General features: G+C 72.0%; 12 protein-coding genes. 3 read left to right on the forward strand and 9 right to left on the reverse strand.

From position 1 onward, the window contains the following. The 5 genes from ACZ3ZD_RS14890 to ACZ3ZD_RS14910 form a co-directional block, all read right to left on the reverse strand. Positions 1–921: a serine hydrolase gene (locus ACZ3ZD_RS14890; RefSeq protein WP_467396748.1), complete on the reverse strand. Its 921-nt coding sequence runs from the start codon at positions 919–921 to the stop codon at positions 1–3. A 121-nt stretch (positions 922–1,042) separates the two neighbouring features. Beyond that, on the reverse strand, positions 1,043–1,966 hold the full coding sequence (locus tag ACZ3ZD_RS14895) for a serine hydrolase (RefSeq protein ID WP_467396750.1): 924 nt from the start codon (positions 1,964–1,966) through the stop codon (positions 1,043–1,045). Between the two features lie 189 nt (positions 1,967–2,155). Next, positions 2,156–3,844 carry a thiamine pyrophosphate-binding protein gene (locus ACZ3ZD_RS14900; protein WP_467396752.1) on the reverse strand — a complete coding sequence of 563 codons (1,689 nt, stop codon included), beginning with the start codon at positions 3,842–3,844 and terminating at the stop codon, positions 2,156–2,158. After that, the gene (gene speB, locus ACZ3ZD_RS14905) at positions 3,841–4,821 is read right to left on the reverse strand and encodes an agmatinase (protein ID WP_467396754.1); all 981 of its coding nucleotides are present in this window, start codon (positions 4,819–4,821) and stop codon (positions 3,841–3,843) included. Before speB ends, ACZ3ZD_RS14900 begins: the two co-directional genes overlap by 4 nt. 56 nt (positions 4,822–4,877) lie before the next feature. Further along, a complete protein-coding gene (locus tag ACZ3ZD_RS14910; protein ID WP_467396756.1) occupies positions 4,878–6,332 on the reverse strand; it encodes a sodium:solute symporter family protein in 1,455 nt (484 codons plus the stop codon). Between the two features lie 189 nt (positions 6,333–6,521). Between ACZ3ZD_RS14910 and ACZ3ZD_RS14915 the strand changes: the two genes are divergently transcribed. Both ACZ3ZD_RS14915 and ACZ3ZD_RS14920 read left to right on the forward strand, forming a co-directional pair. After that, entirely contained in the window at positions 6,522–8,282 is a 1,761-nt protein-coding gene (locus ACZ3ZD_RS14915) for a PucR family transcriptional regulator ligand-binding domain-containing protein (RefSeq protein WP_467396758.1), read from the forward strand. Positions 8,283–8,360: 78 nt separating this feature from the next. Then, on the forward strand, positions 8,361–9,152 hold the full coding sequence (locus ACZ3ZD_RS14920) for a phosphatase (protein WP_467396759.1): 792 nt from the start codon (positions 8,361–8,363) through the stop codon (positions 9,150–9,152). Between the two features lie 75 nt (positions 9,153–9,227). Here the strand turns inward: ACZ3ZD_RS14920 and ACZ3ZD_RS14925 are convergent, their stop codons facing one another. From ACZ3ZD_RS14925 to ACZ3ZD_RS14940, 4 genes are all read right to left on the reverse strand, one after another. Then, positions 9,228–9,584: a hypothetical protein gene (locus tag ACZ3ZD_RS14925; protein WP_467396762.1), complete on the reverse strand. Its 357-nt coding sequence runs from the start codon at positions 9,582–9,584 to the stop codon at positions 9,228–9,230. A 242-nt stretch (positions 9,585–9,826) separates the two neighbouring features. Beyond that, positions 9,827–10,699, reverse strand: coding sequence for an acyl-CoA thioesterase II (gene tesB, locus ACZ3ZD_RS14930; RefSeq protein ID WP_467396764.1), 873 nt, complete (start codon positions 10,697–10,699; stop codon positions 9,827–9,829). A gap of 35 nt (positions 10,700–10,734) precedes the next feature. Further along, positions 10,735–11,892, reverse strand: a complete 1,158-nt coding sequence (locus tag ACZ3ZD_RS14935; RefSeq protein ID WP_467396766.1) for an acyl-CoA dehydrogenase family protein — start codon at positions 11,890–11,892, stop codon at positions 10,735–10,737. Positions 11,893–12,035: 143 nt separating this feature from the next. After that, a complete protein-coding gene (locus tag ACZ3ZD_RS14940; RefSeq protein WP_467396768.1) occupies positions 12,036–12,632 on the reverse strand; it encodes an SACE_7040 family transcriptional regulator in 597 nt (198 codons plus the stop codon). A gap of 107 nt (positions 12,633–12,739) precedes the next feature. Here ACZ3ZD_RS14940 and ACZ3ZD_RS14945 point away from each other — a divergent pair, with 107 nt between their 5' ends. Continuing rightward, the gene (locus ACZ3ZD_RS14945) at positions 12,740–14,371 is read left to right on the forward strand and encodes a carboxyl transferase domain-containing protein (RefSeq protein WP_467396770.1); all 1,632 of its coding nucleotides are present in this window, start codon (positions 12,740–12,742) and stop codon (positions 14,369–14,371) included. Positions 14,372–14,378: the final 7 nt, after the last annotated feature.

Consider the following 14,378-nt stretch of genomic DNA (forward strand, 5'->3'; position numbering starts at 1 on the left):
TCAGCTCCGCGGGGGTACGGCGACGATCGCCTCGCGCGGCGAGTCGGTCGGGGTGTAGCGGGTGACACCGGGGGCCGTCGGCACCAGGTCCTTGTGGATCGCCTCGGCGACGTTCTGGATGGTGGCCACGCCGTAGTCCATGGTGCTGTTGTCCTGGGTCAGCACGGTGATCACGTAGTCGTGGCCGGCGCCGTTGAAGGTGCCCAGGCTGTGCACCCGCCAGCCGTGCGTGGCCCGCTGCAGCCAGCCGTTCTTCACGTGCACGGCCACGGAGGACGGAGCACCGGCCGGCGTCCCCCAGCGCTGGTCCGCGACCACCTGGCTCATCAACTTCAGGATGTAGGCGCGGGAGTTGTCGCTCAGCACGCTGTTCCTGGCGGTGACCAGCTTGAGCAGCTTCTGCTCGTCGTTGACGTTCTCCTGGGTCAGACCCCAGTAACCGTCCGCGCCCGGCACGGTCTTCGTCATGCCGGCCGCCGTCAGGAAGCCCTGGATCTTCGCCACGCCCAGCTGCTTCCACAGCGCGCTGGTCGCGTCGTTGTCCGACTCGGTGATCATGGCCGTGGCGAGCTGGTCCTCGGTGTCGGTCAGGTACCGGTTGGTCTTCTTCGCGTCCCACAGCAGCGTGGCGAGCACGGTGACCTTCACGGTGCTGGCCGAGTCGAAGGCGGTGGTGGCGTTCAGGGTGCAGGTGGTGCCGGTGGAGCGGTCGTACAGACCGAGGCCGACGGTGCCCGTGCGATGCGCGAGGGCCGCCGTGATGTCCTTCTTCAGCTTGGCGGCGAGGGCGGTGTCGGAGGAGGTGCAGTCGACGGTGGCCGCCGGGGCCGCCTCGGCCGGGAGTGCGGTGGTGCAGACGAGCAGTGCGGCACTGAGGGCGGTCGTGAGTACCCCGGCTCTGCGGGATATCCGGTGGGTCATGAAGGGTTCCCCTTTGACGTCGGATGGGCGTCCTGCGGGTACGCATGTTCGCAGAGCGGGAGTTCGAGTAATCGGGAGGGCCGGCCGACGGGCCGTCAGCCCGGCGGCCGGCCCTCCGGGCTCAGCCCTGCGGGGGTACGGCGACGAACGCCTCGCTCGGCCGGCTGGTCGGGGTGTAGCGGGTGACCCCGGAGGTCGTCGGCACCAGGTCCTTGTGGATCGCCTTGGCCACGTTCTGGATCGTGGTGACCCCGTAGCCCATGGTGCTGTTGTCCTGCGTCAGCACGGTGATCACGTAGTCGTGGCCGGCGCCGTTGAAGGTGCCCAGGCTGTGCACCCGCCAGCCGTGCGTGGCCCGCTGCAGCCAGCCGTTCTTCACGTGCACGGCCACGGAGGACGGAGCACCGGCCGGCGTCCCCCAGCGCTGGTCCGCGACCACCTGGCTCATCAACTTCAGGATGTAGGCGCGGGAGTTGTCGCTCAGCACGCTGTTCCTGGCGGTGACCAGCTTGAGCAGCTTCTGCTCGTCGTTGACGTTCTCCTGGGTCAGACCCCAGTAACCGCCCGTGCCCGGCACGGTCTTGGTCATGCCGGCGGCGGAGAGGAAGCCCTTGATCTTCGTCGTGCCGAGCTGCTTCCAGAGCTTGCTGGTCGCGTTGTTGTCGGACTTCGTGATCATGGCCTTGGCGAGCGACTGCTCGGTGCTCGTCAGGTACCGGTTGTGCTTCTTCGCGTCCCACAGCAGCGTGGCGAGCACGGTGACCTTCACGGTGCTGGCCGAGTCGTAGGCGCTGGTGGCCCGCAGGGTGCAGGTGGTGCCGGTGGAGCGGTCGTACAGGCCGACGGCGACGGTGCCCTTGCGGTTCGCCAGTGCGGCCGTGATGTCCTTCTTCAGCTTGGCGGCCAGGCCCGCCTTGGCGGACGTACAGCTCACGGCGGGTGTGGCCGCGGCGGCCGGGGTGGCGGCGGTCACGGCCGGTATGAGCAGCGCGGCACTGACGGCGGCCGCGAGCACACCGGCCCGGCCGGAGGTCCGGTAGGTCATGGAAAAGTCCCCCTAGAAGTCGTACGGGCGTCCCCCTGAACGCCGTTGAGCGCACCCGTGCGCTGTCTGAGTGGACTCGCCAGGACAGTCGAAGGTTGTACATGTGTTCGTGTGCGATCCGTCGGACGTGAGCCGAGACGCGACCGAGGCGCCCGGCGGCCGTCACAGCCGGGCGCCTCGGTGAGGGAGTCAGCGGGTCACGTGCGTCGGGGCGAACATCCTGAGGACCGCGGGGAGTACGACCACCGACGGGCCCGGGGTCGTCAGGGCCTTCGTCAGGTCCTCCTCCAGGGTCTCCGGCGTCGTGCGGACGCCCGGTACGCCGAAGGACTCCGCGAGGGCCACGTAGTCCGGGCGGTGCAGTTCCGTGGCCGTCGGCTCGCCGAAGGCGTCCGTCATGTACTCGCGGAGGATGCCGTAGCCGCCGTCGTCGACGATGAGCCAGGTGACGGGGAGGTCGTACTGGCGGGCCGTGGCCAGTTCGGCGAGGGAGTAGAGGGCTCCGCCGTCGCCGGAGACCGCGAGGACCGGGCGGGTGGGATCGGCCGCCGCCGCGCCCAGGGCTGCCGGGAAGCCGTAGCCGAGGCCGCCGGCGCCCTGGGCCGAGTGCATGAGGTTGGTGCCCTGCGGGTCGAACGCCGACCAGGCCCAGTACGCCAGGATCGTCATGTCCCAGAAGGACGGGGAGCCGGCGGGCAGGGCGCGGCGGACCGACCTCAACACGTCCTGCTCCAGGGTCAGTTCCTGGCCCGCGATGCGGTCGGCGACCTTGGCCAGCAGCTCCCGCACCCGCTCCGGCGCCGAGGTGTCCGTGCGCTCCTCCACCGTCTCCAGCAGGGCCTGGAGCGCCAGTCGGGCGTCCGCGTGGATGCCGAGGGCCGGGTGGTTGGACTCCAGCTTGCCGAGGTCGGCCTCGATCTGGATCACTCGGCCGCGCGGCCTGAACGTGTGGTAGTTCGAGGAGAGTTCACCCAGGCCCGAGCCGACCACCAGCAGGACGTCCGTGTCCTCCAGGAAGTCCGTGGTGTGACGGTCCTCCAGCCAGGACTGGAGCGACAGCGGGTGCTCCCAGGGGAACGCCCCCTTGCCGCCGAAGGTCGTGACCACGGGCGCCTGGAGCTTCTCGGCCAGCGCCCGCACCTTGCCCGAGGCGTCGGACCGTACGACCCCGCCACCCGCGATGATCACCGGGCGGGACGCGTGGGACAGCAGGTGCGCCGCGAGCGCGGTCAGTTCGGGGCGCGGGACCAGGTCGTCCGGGGTCGCGTCCATCGCCGTCACCACGGGCAGGGCGGTCGGAGCGAGCAGGACGTCCTGCGGGATCTCCACCCACACCGGGCCGTGCGGGGCGGTCAGCGCCGATTTCCAGGCCGCCGCGATCGCGGAGGGGATCTGGGACGGGGTGCGGACCGTGTGGACCGACTTCACCACACCCCGGAACGAGGCGGCCTGGTCGGGGAGTTCGTGCAGGTAGCCGTGCCGGCCGCCGCCCAGGCCCGCCGTCGGGACCTGGCTGCTGATCGCCAGGACCGGGGCGGAGGCGGCCGCCGCCTCCTGGAGCGCGGCCAGTGACGTCAGCGCGCCCGGGCCGGTCGAGAGCAGCAGCGGTGCCGCCTCGCCGGTGATCCTGCCGTAGGCGTCGGCCGCGAAGCCCGCGTTGTTCTCCACCCGCAGGCCGATGTAGCGCAGGGTGGAGCGGCGCAGGGCGTCGAACATGCCGAGGGCGTGCTGGCCGGGCAGGCCGAAGACCGTGGTCGCGCCGAGCCCGGCCAGCGTCTCCACGACCAGGTCTCCGCCGTTGCGCCCCGGGGGAGGGTTCAGGGCGGCGGTGATCTGCGCCTGCGTCGGGCGGAGTACCAGGTCGTGGTCGTGGGTCACTTCGCTTCCGCGTCCTTCCGGGCCGCCGCGATCTGGCGGCTCATGATGGTGGTCAGTTCGTAGGCGGTGTGGGAGGCCGCGACCGAGGTGATCTCCGCGTGGTCGTACGCGGGCGCGACCTCGACGACGTCCGCCGAGACCAGGTTGCACCCGGCCAGGCCGCGCAGGATCTCCAGCAGCTCGCGGGAGGTCATGCCGCCCGCCTCCGGGGTCCCCGTGCCGGGCGCGTGGGCGGGGTCGAGGCAGTCGATGTCGATGGAGATGTACAGCGGGCGGTCGCCGATGCGCTGGCGCAGCTGGTCGGCCACCTCGTCGGCGCCCCGGCGGTAGACGTCCGCCGAGGTGACGATGCCGAAGCCCATCTTCTCGTCGTCGGTGAGGTCCTGCTTGCCGTACAGCGGGCCGCGGGTACCCACGTGCGACAGCGCCTCGGTGTCGAGGATGCCCTCCTCCACCGCCCGGCGGAACGGGGTGCCGTGGGTGTACTCGGCGCCGAAGTAGGTGTCCCAGGTGTCCAGGTGGGCGTCGAAGTGGAGCAGGGCGACCGGGCCGTGCTTCTTCGCCACCGAGCGGAGCAGGGGGAGGGCGATGGTGTGGTCGCCGCCCAGGGTCATCAGCCGGGCGCCGGTGCCGAGGAGGTCGTCGGCGGCCGCCTCGATGGTGTCGACGGCCTCGTTGATGTTGAACGGGTTCACGGCGATGTCGCCGCCGTCCGCGACCTGCGCGAGAGCGAACGGGGAGGCGTCCTGCGCCGGGTTGTACGGGCGCAGCAGCCGGGACGCCTCGCGGATGGCGTTGCCGCCGAAGCGGGCGCCCGGCCGGTAGGAGACGCCGGAGTCGAACGGCACGCCGACCACGGCGACGTCGGCGGTGCCGACCTCGTCCAGACGGGGCAGCCGGGCGAAGGTCGCGGGTCCGGCGTACCGCGGGATGCGGGAGGAGTCGACGGGGCCGCGGGGCGTCTCGTTGCTGCTCATGGTGAATTGCCTTCTTTCCAGCGCTTCATCGCGCTTGTACTGCTTTCCCTACGACTCTACTGGGGAGCCGGGACCGGTTCGGACACGAGTTCGGGGGATCGGCCGGCGAGGCGCTCGCGCCAGGTGGCGAGGACCGTCTCGGTGGGCCTGGTCGCCAGCGAGACGACGACGTAGGCGGCGAGGGAGGCGAGCAGGCCGTAGTAGACCGGCTCGTTGGCGAGGATGCCGTAGCCGGCCATCAGGCCGAGGACGGCGAGGCCGCCGACGGCGACGGAGGCCAGCGCGCCCTGGACCGTGCCGCGCTTCCACAGCAGGCCACCGAGGATGGGCACGAGCAGGCCGCCGACGAGGAGGTTGTAGGCGACGGTGAGCGCCTCGACCACGTTGTTCAGGGCGATCGCCGTGCCGATCACGGCCAGGCCCATGACCAGGATGAACACCCGGTTCCCCGTCACCTCGTCGTGGTCCTCGGACCGCCCGGCGACGCCCCGCAGCCGGGACCAGATGTCGTTGTTGGCGACCGTGGCGCAGGCGATCAGGGCGCCGGAGGAGGTGGACATCACGGCGGCGAGGGCGGCGGCCAGGACCAGGCCGCGCACACCGGTGGGGAGTTCGTCCTTGACGATGGTGGCGAAGGCGTCGTCGGGGCTGCCCAGCTTGGGGTAGAGCACCTTGGCGGCGGTGCCGATCACCGCGCCGGCCAGGGCGTAGGCCAGGCAGTAGGTGCCGGCCACCGTGCCGCCCCACCTGGCGGTCGTGTCGCTGCGGGCGGTGAACACGCGCTGCCAGATGTCCTGGCCGATCAGCATGCCGAACGTGTAGATCAGGACGTAGGTGAAGATCGTCTCGCCGCCGATGCCCAGCGGGTCGAAGTACGAGGTCGGCAGCTCGGCCCGCATCCCGGAGAAGCCGCCCGCCTTGACGACGGCGATGGGCAGGAGCAGGAGCAGCACGCCGATGGTCTTGACGACGAACTGGACCATGTCGGTCAGCGTGATGGACCACATGCCGCCGAGGGTGGAGTACGCGACGACGATCGAGCCGCCGAGGACGATCGCGACCGTGCGGTTCATGTCGAACAGGACGTCGAAGATCGTGGCGTAGGCGATGGTCGAGGTCACGGCGAGCATGAGGGTGTACGCCCACATGACCACGCCGGAGATCACGCCGGCCCGGCCGCCGTAGCGCAGGTCGAGCATCTCGGAGACGGTGTAGACCCTCAGGCGGGCGATGCGGGCGGAGAAGAAGACGGAGAGGGCGAGCAGGCCGAGGCCGATGGTGAAGACCATCCAGGCGCCGGAGAGGCCGTACTGGTAGCCGAGGCCCACCCCGCCGATGGTGGAGGCGCCGCCGAGGACGATCGCCGCCATGGTGCCGGAGTACATGGCGGGCCCGAGGCGCCGGCCGGCCACCAGGAACTCGCTCTTGGACCTGGCGCGGCGCATGCCCCACCAGCCCATGGCCAGCATGCCGGCGAGGTAGACGACGATCACTGTGTAGTCGACGGCCATGGGCGGGCCCTCCTTCGCACTGTCCGGTGGCGTGTCGTGCAGGTGCTTCGGGTGTGCCGGCAGCGGCTCGCGGGGACATCCGCCCGTACCCGCGGCTGCCGTGCCCACCTGACACTAGGTGGCCGGAAAGCGACTGCGAAGTGTACGTTTCATCCATTCGAACGGGACGGGATGGAGGGAACGCACACCATGCCGGAACCGATCGCCCCAGCGGTCCCACCGACCCCACCGGTACCGCTGTCGGCGCTGCTCGCCCGCGAGGATCTCGCCCTGCGCCGGATCGCCGGCCCCTCGGACCCCGGCATCGTGATCCACTGGGCGCACACCTCGGAGATGGCCGACCCGTACCCGTACCTGCTGGGCGGCGAGCTGCTGCTGACGGCCGGGGTGCACATCCCGGAGGCGGCGGGCTCGGGCACGTACTTCGACGACTACGTCTCCCGGATCGTGGCGGCGGGCGGCGCGGCCCTCGGCTTCGGCCTCGCCCCGGTGCACGACGCGGTCCCGCGCGCCCTGGTCGCCGCCTGCGAGCGGTACGGGCTGCCGCTGCTGGAGGTGCCGCCGCAGACCACGTTCTCCGGTGTGGCCCGCGCGGTGTGGCAGCTGATGGCGCAGGCCCGGCTGGCCGAGCTGCGCCGGGTCACCGAGGCCCAGCAGAGCCTCGCGGCGGCCGCGTCCCGCCCGGACCCGGTCCCCTCGGTACTGCGCCGGCTGGCCCAGCGCCTGGGCGGCCGCGCGGTGCTCTACGGCCCCGACGGTACGGAGATCGCGGGGGCGGGCCGGGAGATCCCGGAGGCCGTACGGGTGGCCCTGGCGGAGCTGGCGGCGGTGGTACGCCCGGCACCGGCACCGGGTTCGCCGTCGTCGGCAGCGGCGACGGCACCGGGGACACCGGCACCGGCGGCGACGACACCGGCCGGCCCACCGACCCGGCCCGCCTGCGCACCGGGCACGTCGGACAGGCCGTCCGGTCCGGGGCCGGCGTCCACCGCGTCGGCGGCCCCCGCCACCCCCGCGGCACCCTCCGCGCCGGGCCCGGCGACGGCACCGGCCGGCCGGCCGCCCCGCCCGAGGCCCACCTCGGCCCCACCGGCCCCCCACGGCACCTCTACGGCCCCCCCGGCCCCGGCTCCCCACCCGCACCCCGCCTCCGCCACCGGAACCTGTGGCGGGACGCATCTCGCGGTCTACGCCCTCGGGGCCGGGGCCGGGTTCGTGCTCGGGGTGGCCGCTCCCCGGCGTGACCCCGGGGACCACACCATCGCCTCCGTCGCCGCCGTACTGCTGTCCCTGCTGACCGGTGAGCACCAGAGCGGGGCCGGGGCGGCCCGGTCCTCCGCGCTGGTGCGGCTGCTGCTGGGCGCCCCGCCCGAGCGGGTGGCCCCGCTGCTCGGCACCGGGCGGTGGCTCGTCGTGCACGCGCGGCCGGAGGCGCAGGCGCCGGACGCGGTCGCCGCCTCCGCGCTCGGCGCCGCCCTGGGCTCGCCGCTGGTCGACCTCGCCGGTGAGGTCGTACGGGTGCTGGTGCCGGCGGACCGGGAGCCGGGGCCGCAGCCCGGCTGGACGCTCGGGGTGAGCGCCGCGGCCGGGCCGCCGGAGTGGCCGGCCGCCGACACCCAGGCCGCCCGGGCCCTCGCCCGGGCCCGCGCGATCCGCGCCCCGGTGGTCCGGCACGGCGCCCGGCCGGCGCTGGAGGACCTGGTGCCGCGGGCGGACGCCGACACCCACGCCCGGGCGCTGCTCGCGCCCCTCGGGGGGCAGGCCGCGCTCGCCGAGACGCTGCGCACCTGGCTGTCCCTGCACGGCAGTTGGGACCGCACGGCGGTGGCGCTGGAGGTGCACCGCAACACCGTGCGGCAGCGGATCGCCCGCTGTGCCGCTCTGTTGGCCGCGGACCTGGACGACCCGGACGTCCGGATGGAGTTGTGGTTCGCGCTGCGGCGGACCTGACGGGACGGCCGAGTGACCCCGGTCCCAGCGGGCGGTATGCCGGGGACGCGGGCCGCGGGCTCCTCCACAATGGGAGGCATGCCGATATCCGGGACACCCAGCCGCGCCCAGCTCGTCGACCATCTGGTGCGCACGCGTATCGCGGGGGACGTCGTCACGCCCCGCGAGAACAACCTCTCCCACTACCGCCAGCTCGCCAACGGTGTCCGGGGCTTCTGGCTCGGCCTGGAGCTGGGCGACCGCTGGACGGACGAGCAGGACGTCCTCGCGGTGATGGCCGAGCGGGTGGGTGTCAACGACGACCCCGAGTACCGGTACGGGCAGGACACCATCGACCCGGAGCTGACCGTGGACGCGCTGGACCGGATGGCGGGGCGGCTGCGCAAGGCGGCCGAGGGGCGGCAGCGGGTGCTGTTCGCGACCGGGCACCCGGGCGGGCTGCTGGACGTGCACCGGGCCACGGCCGCCGCGTTGCGCGCCGCCGGCTGCGAGATCGTGGTCATCCCGGAGGGGCTGCAGACGGAGGAGGGGTACGTCATGCAGTTCGCGGACGTGGCCGTGCTGGAGCACGGGGCCTCGCTGTGGCACACGCACTCGGGCGAGCCGATGCGGGCCGTTCTGACGGGCCTTGAGCGGGAGGGGCGGCCGCTGCCGGACCTGGTGGTCGCCGACCACGGCTGGGCGGGGTACGCCGGTCAGCACGGCGTGGACTCCGTCGGGTACGCCGACTGCAACGACCCGGCGCTGTTCCTCGCCGAGTCCGAGGGCACCGTCCAGGTCGTCGTGCCGCTGGACGACCATGTCGTCAGCCCGCGTTATTACGACCCCATGACGGCGTATCTGCTCGCCGGGGCGGGGCTGGCCGACTGACGGGCCGGCAGATGTGACGACGCGACGTGCGGTCCCGGTCCCGGGGCCGCACGCCGCGCTCAGTGCGTGGTCGGGTCAGTGACCGTGTCCACCTCCTCCGTTGCCGCCGTGGTCACCGCCACCGCCGCCGTGGTCACCGCCATGGTCGCCGCCGTAGCCGCCGTGATCGCCGCCGTAGCCGCCGTGGTCACCGCCGTGGTCACTGTTGTAGCCGCCGTTGTCGCCGTAGCCGTAGTCGTCGTCATCGTCGCCCCACGAGTTGTGGTCGCCGTGACGTCCGTTGTCGTCGTCTCCCCAGCTGCTGCTGTAGGAGCCGTGGTCACCGTGGTCCGAGGCGAAGGCCGCCCCGGCTGTGCCGATCGCGGCTCCACCGGCCAGCAGCAGGCCGGAGGCGGACAACGCGACAAGGCGCCTGATGCGCTGTGATCGCATGGGAATACCTTCCATCTCCATCGTCTCTCGCGGCTCCCGGCGGAAGGCGCGAGCGGGATGGCCGTGCCGCTGAGGATCAGGGAAGATGCGGCGCGGTCTTCAGATGTCACCGCAGCCGGTTGAACGAAACGGCCTCAAGGCTCCTCGGATACCGGAGGACACAGGGCATGCCGTTCGCTGCGGCTTTCACTCAGAGAGCCTAGTCCCCCATGTGGCACACGTCACCTTCAACGCCACCGTCGTCACGGCTGTCTCGGCACGCGGACAACGCCCTCCTGGATGACCGAGATGGCGAGCCGGCCGTCCTGGGTGTAGATGCGGGCCTGACCGAGGCCGCGGCCGCCGTGCGTCGACGGCGACTCCTGGTCGTACAGCAGCCATTCGTCGGCGCGGAAGGGCCGGTGGAACCACATCGCGTGGTCCAGGGACGCCCCGACGACGTCCCCGACGGCCCAGCCGCCACGCCCGTGCGCGAGCAGGACGGAGTCGAGCAGGGTCATGTCGGAGACGTAGGTGGCGAGGACGACGTGCAGCAGGGGGTCGTCGTCGAGTTTGCCGTTGGTGCGGAACCACACCTGGGAGTGCGGCTCGCGCGGCTCGCCGTACTGCCCGTACGGCGGCTCGTCCACGTACCTGAGGTCGATCGCCTCGCGGGCCTCCAGGAACCGCTCCACCACGTCGGGCGCGAGGTGCCCGTAGCCGCGCAGCCGCTCGTGCGAGGTGGGCAGGGTCGCCGGGTCGGGCGCGGCGGGCATGGGCGCCTGGTGCTCCAGCCCCTCCTCGTACGTCTGGAAGGACGCCGAGAGGTGGAAGATCGGCTTGCCGTGCTGTACGGCGACCACCCGGCGGGTGGTGAAGGACCGGCCGTCCCGGATGCGGTCCACGGTGTAGACGATCGGCGCGCCGGGGTCGCCGGGGCGCAGGAAGTAGGCGTGCAGGGAGTGGGCGGGCCGGTCCGCGGGGACCGTCCGCCCGGCGGCGACCAGCGCCTGCGCCGCGACCTGCCCGCCGAAGACGCGGGGGACGACGGCGGAGCGCGACCGGCCGCGGAAGATGTCCTCCTCGATCTGCTCCAGGTCGAGCAGATCGAGGAGGTCCTGGAGTGCTTGGCTCATGGTCGCAGGTGTACCCGCCGGTGGTGACCGGCGTCCTACAGGCCCATGTCCTTGGCGATGATCGTCTTCATGATCTCGCTGGTGCCGCCGTAGATGCGGTTGACGCGGTTGTCCGCGTACAGCCGGGCGATCGGGTACTCGTTCATGTAGCCGTAGCCGCCGTGCAGCTGGAGGCAGCGGTCGATCACGCGGTGGGCGACCTCGGTGCAGAACAGCTTGGCGGAGGCGGCCTCGGCCGGGGTCAGCTCACCGGCGTCCAGGGCCTCCGTGGCGCGGTCGGCGACCGCCTCGGCGGCGTCCACCTCGGCCTGGCAGGCGGCCAGCTCGAACTTGGTGTTCTGGAAGTGGGCGACCGGCTTGCCGAAGACGGTGCGCTCCTGCACGTACTGCTTGGCGAACCGGACGGCGGCCTTGGCCTGCGCGTAGGCGCCGAAGGCGATGCCCCAGCGCTCGGAGGCCAGGTTGTGACCGAGGTAGGAGAAGCCCTTGTTCTCCTCGCCGAGCAGGTCCTCGACCGGCACCTTGACGTCGACGAAGGCCAGCTCGGCGGTGTCGGAGGTCTTCAGGCCCAGCTTGTCCAGCTTGCGGCCGACGGAGTAGCCCTCGGACTTGGTGTCCACGGCGAACAGGGAGATGCCGTGGCGGCGGTCCTCGGCGGTGGGCGCGGCGGTGCGGGCGCACACGATCACGCGGTCGGCGTGGACACCGCCGGTGATGAAGGTCTTGGCGCCGTTGAGGACGTAGTGCGTGCCGTCCTCGGAGAGCTTGGCGGTGGACTTCATGCCCGCGAGGTCGGAGCCGGTGCCCGGCTCGGTCATCGCGATGGCCCACATCTCCTCGCCGGTGACGAACTTCGGCAGGTAGCGCTTCTTCTGCTCGTCGGTGGCGAGCATCTTGAGGTACGGCAGGGCGAGCAGGACGTGCACGCCGGAGCCGCCGAACTGGACGCCGGCGCGGGCGGTCTCCTCGTAGAGGACGGCCTCGAACTTGTGGCTGTCGATGCCCGCGCCGCCGAACTCCTCGGGCACGCTGATGCCGAAGACGCCCAGCTCGCCGAGCTTGTAGTAGAAGTCGCGCGGCGCCTGGCCCGCGGCGAACCACTCGTCGTAGACGGGGACGACCTCGGCCTCGATGAAGGCGCGAATGGTCTCCCGGAACGCCTCGTGATCCTCGTTGAACACCGTACGGCGCACGCCGCCACCTCCACGTACCTGACATCGGCATGTCTAAGCGCTTGCTCACTCCAAGGTACTGGTGAGTATGTTCAACCGTCCAGGGTGACCTTGACCACGCCCCCCGGGGCCGACGATCGCGCGGGGGGCGATGCCGGCCCCCGTCACCCCTCCCCCGCCGCCGCGAACGCCCCCCGCGCCATGCGGTGCAGCAGGGACGCCGTGGCCGCCCGGCCGGGCAGGGTGCCCGCTCGGCCCAGGTGGGGGGTGGAGTTCAGCAGGCCGAAGACCGAGTGGACCGAGGAGCGGGCCGAGGGCTCCGACAGGCCCGGGTAGACCTCACGGACCACCTCCACCCACAGCTCGACGTACTGCCGCTGGAGCTGGCGCACCAGCTTGCGGTCGCTGTCGCGCAGCCGGTCCAGCTCGCGGTCGTGCAGGGTGATGAGGGGACGGTCGTCCAGGGCGAAGTCGATGTGGCCCTCGATCAGGGAGTCGAGGACGCGGACCGCCGGCACCCCGTCGGCCTCGGCCAGCCGCCGCTTGGCGCCGGTGAGCAGCTGCCCGCTGATGCCGACCAGCAGCTCGGCGAGCATCGCGTCCTTGCCCGGGAAGTGCCGGTACAGACCGGGGCCGCTGATGCCGACCGCGGCGCCTATCTCGTCGACGCCGACGCCGTGGAAACCGCGCTCGGCGAAGAGCCGGGCGGCCTCCTTGAGGATCTGCTCGCGCCGGGTCGGGGCGTCGGTTCTGGTGACCATGCGGTCAATTCTAGACAGCGGGGTTAGCGGTCGTTAACCTGGAGGAAATGGTTAACGCTCATTAACAGCGGAACACAGGTTCGATCACCGGGTGAGGGGACCGCAGGATGCAGGAGGCACCGGAGCTTCACAGCGCGGCAGACCCCGCGTCGGAAGCCTGGCGGGCCAATGAACAGGCCCATCTCGTCCTCGTGGAGGAGCTGCGCGCCAAGCTGGCCGCCGCGGCCCTCGGCGGCGGCGAGAAGGCGCGCGCCCGGCACACCGCGCGCGGCAAGCTGCTGCCGAGGGACAGGGTGGACACACTGCTCGACCCGGGCTCGCCCTTCCTGGAGCTGGCCCCGCTCGCGGCCGACGGGATGTACGAGGGACAGGCCCCCGCCGCCGGGGTGATCGCCGGGATCGGCCGGGTGAGCGGCCGCGCGTGCGTGATCGTGGCGAACGACGCCACGGTCAAGGGCGGCACCTACTACCCGATGACCGTGAAGAAGCACCTGCGCGCGCAGGAGGTGGCCCTGGACAACCGGCTGCCGTGCGTCTACCTGGTGGACTCCGGCGGGGCCTTCCTGCCGATGCAGGACGAGGTGTTCCCGGACCGGGACCACTTCGGCCGCATCTTCTACAACCAGGCCCGGATGTCCGGCGCCGGCATCCCGCAGATCGCGGCCGTCCTCGGCTCCTGCACGGCCGGCGGGGCGTACGTCCCGGCGATGAGCGACGAGGCCGTGATCGTCCGCAACCAGGGCACGATCTTCCTCGGCGGCCCGCCGCTGGTGAAGGCGGCCACCGGCGAGGTCGTCACGGCCGAGGAACTGGGCGGCGGCGAGGTGCACTCCCGGGTCTCCGGGGTCACCGACCACCTCGCGGAGGACGACGCGCACGCCCTGAGGATCGTCCGGAACATCGTGGCCACGCTCCCGGCCCGAGGGTCCCTGCCCTGGGAGGTCGTGCCCGCCGTGGAGCCCAAGGTGGACCCCCACGGGCTGTACGGCGCGGTCCCGGTCGACTCCCGCACCCCCTACGACGTCCGCGAGATCATCGCGCGCGTGGTCGACGGCTCCCGGTTCGCCGAGTTCAAGAGCGAGTTCGGGCAGACCCTGGTCACCGGCTTCGCCCGGATCCACGGCCACCCGGTCGGGATCGTCGCCAACAACGGCATCCTGTTCGCCGAGTCCGCCCAGAAGGGCGCCCACTTCATCGAGCTGTGCGACCAGCGCGGCATCCCGCTGGTGTTCCTGCAGAACATCTCCGGCTTCATGGTCGGCAAGGACTACGAGGCGGGCGGCATCGCCAAGCACGGCGCCAAGATGGTGACCGCGGTGGCCTGCACGCGCGTGCCGAAGCTGACGGTCGTCGTCGGCGGGTCGTACGGCGCGGGCAACTACTCGATGTGCGGCCGGGCCTACTCGCCCCGCTTCCTGTGGATGTGGCCCAACGCCAAGATCTCCGTCATGGGCGGCGAGCAGGCCGCCAGCGTCCTCGCCACCGTCAAGCGCGACCAGGTGGAGGCGCGCGGCGAGGAGTGGCCGGCGGAGGAGGAAGAGTCCTTCAAGTCGCCCATCCGCGCGCAGTACGAGCGCCAGGGCAACGCCTACTACGCGACCGCCCGCCTGTGGGACGACGGCGTGATCGACCCGCTGGACACCCGTCAGGTCCTCGGGCTGGCCCTGACGGCCTGCGCCAACGCGCCGCTTGCCCAGCGGGACTACACGACGCCCCAGTTCGGCGTCTTCCGGATGTGAGGAGGGG

This window comes from Streptomyces sp. NPDC023481, from assembly GCF_055560195.1.

Bases quoted from the DNA above. Each gene is read 5' to 3' on its own strand.
- ACZ3ZD_RS14895 (WP_467396750.1), bottom strand. From the start codon at position 1,966: ATGACCTACCGGACCTCCGGCCGGGCCGGTGTGCTCGCGGCCGCCGTC.
- ACZ3ZD_RS14915 (WP_467396758.1), top strand. From the start codon at position 6,522: ATGCCGGAACCGATCGCCCCAGCGGTCCCACCGACCCCACCGGTACCG.
- ACZ3ZD_RS14925 (WP_467396762.1), bottom strand. From the start codon at position 9,584: ATGCGATCACAGCGCATCAGGCGCCTTGTCGCGTTGTCCGCCTCCGGC.
- tesB (WP_467396764.1), bottom strand. From the start codon at position 10,699: ATGAGCCAAGCACTCCAGGACCTCCTCGATCTGCTCGACCTGGAGCAG.
- speB (WP_467396754.1), bottom strand. From the start codon at position 4,821: ATGAGCAGCAACGAGACGCCCCGCGGCCCCGTCGACTCCTCCCGCATC.
- ACZ3ZD_RS14910 (WP_467396756.1), bottom strand. From the start codon at position 6,332: ATGGCCGTCGACTACACAGTGATCGTCGTCTACCTCGCCGGCATGCTG.
- ACZ3ZD_RS14940 (WP_467396768.1), bottom strand. From the start codon at position 12,632: ATGGTCACCAGAACCGACGCCCCGACCCGGCGCGAGCAGATCCTCAAG.
- ACZ3ZD_RS14945 (WP_467396770.1), top strand. From the start codon at position 12,740: ATGCAGGAGGCACCGGAGCTTCACAGCGCGGCAGACCCCGCGTCGGAA.
- ACZ3ZD_RS14890 (WP_467396748.1), bottom strand. From the start codon at position 921: ATGACCCACCGGATATCCCGCAGAGCCGGGGTACTCACGACCGCCCTC.
- ACZ3ZD_RS14920 (WP_467396759.1), top strand. From the start codon at position 8,361: ATGCCGATATCCGGGACACCCAGCCGCGCCCAGCTCGTCGACCATCTG.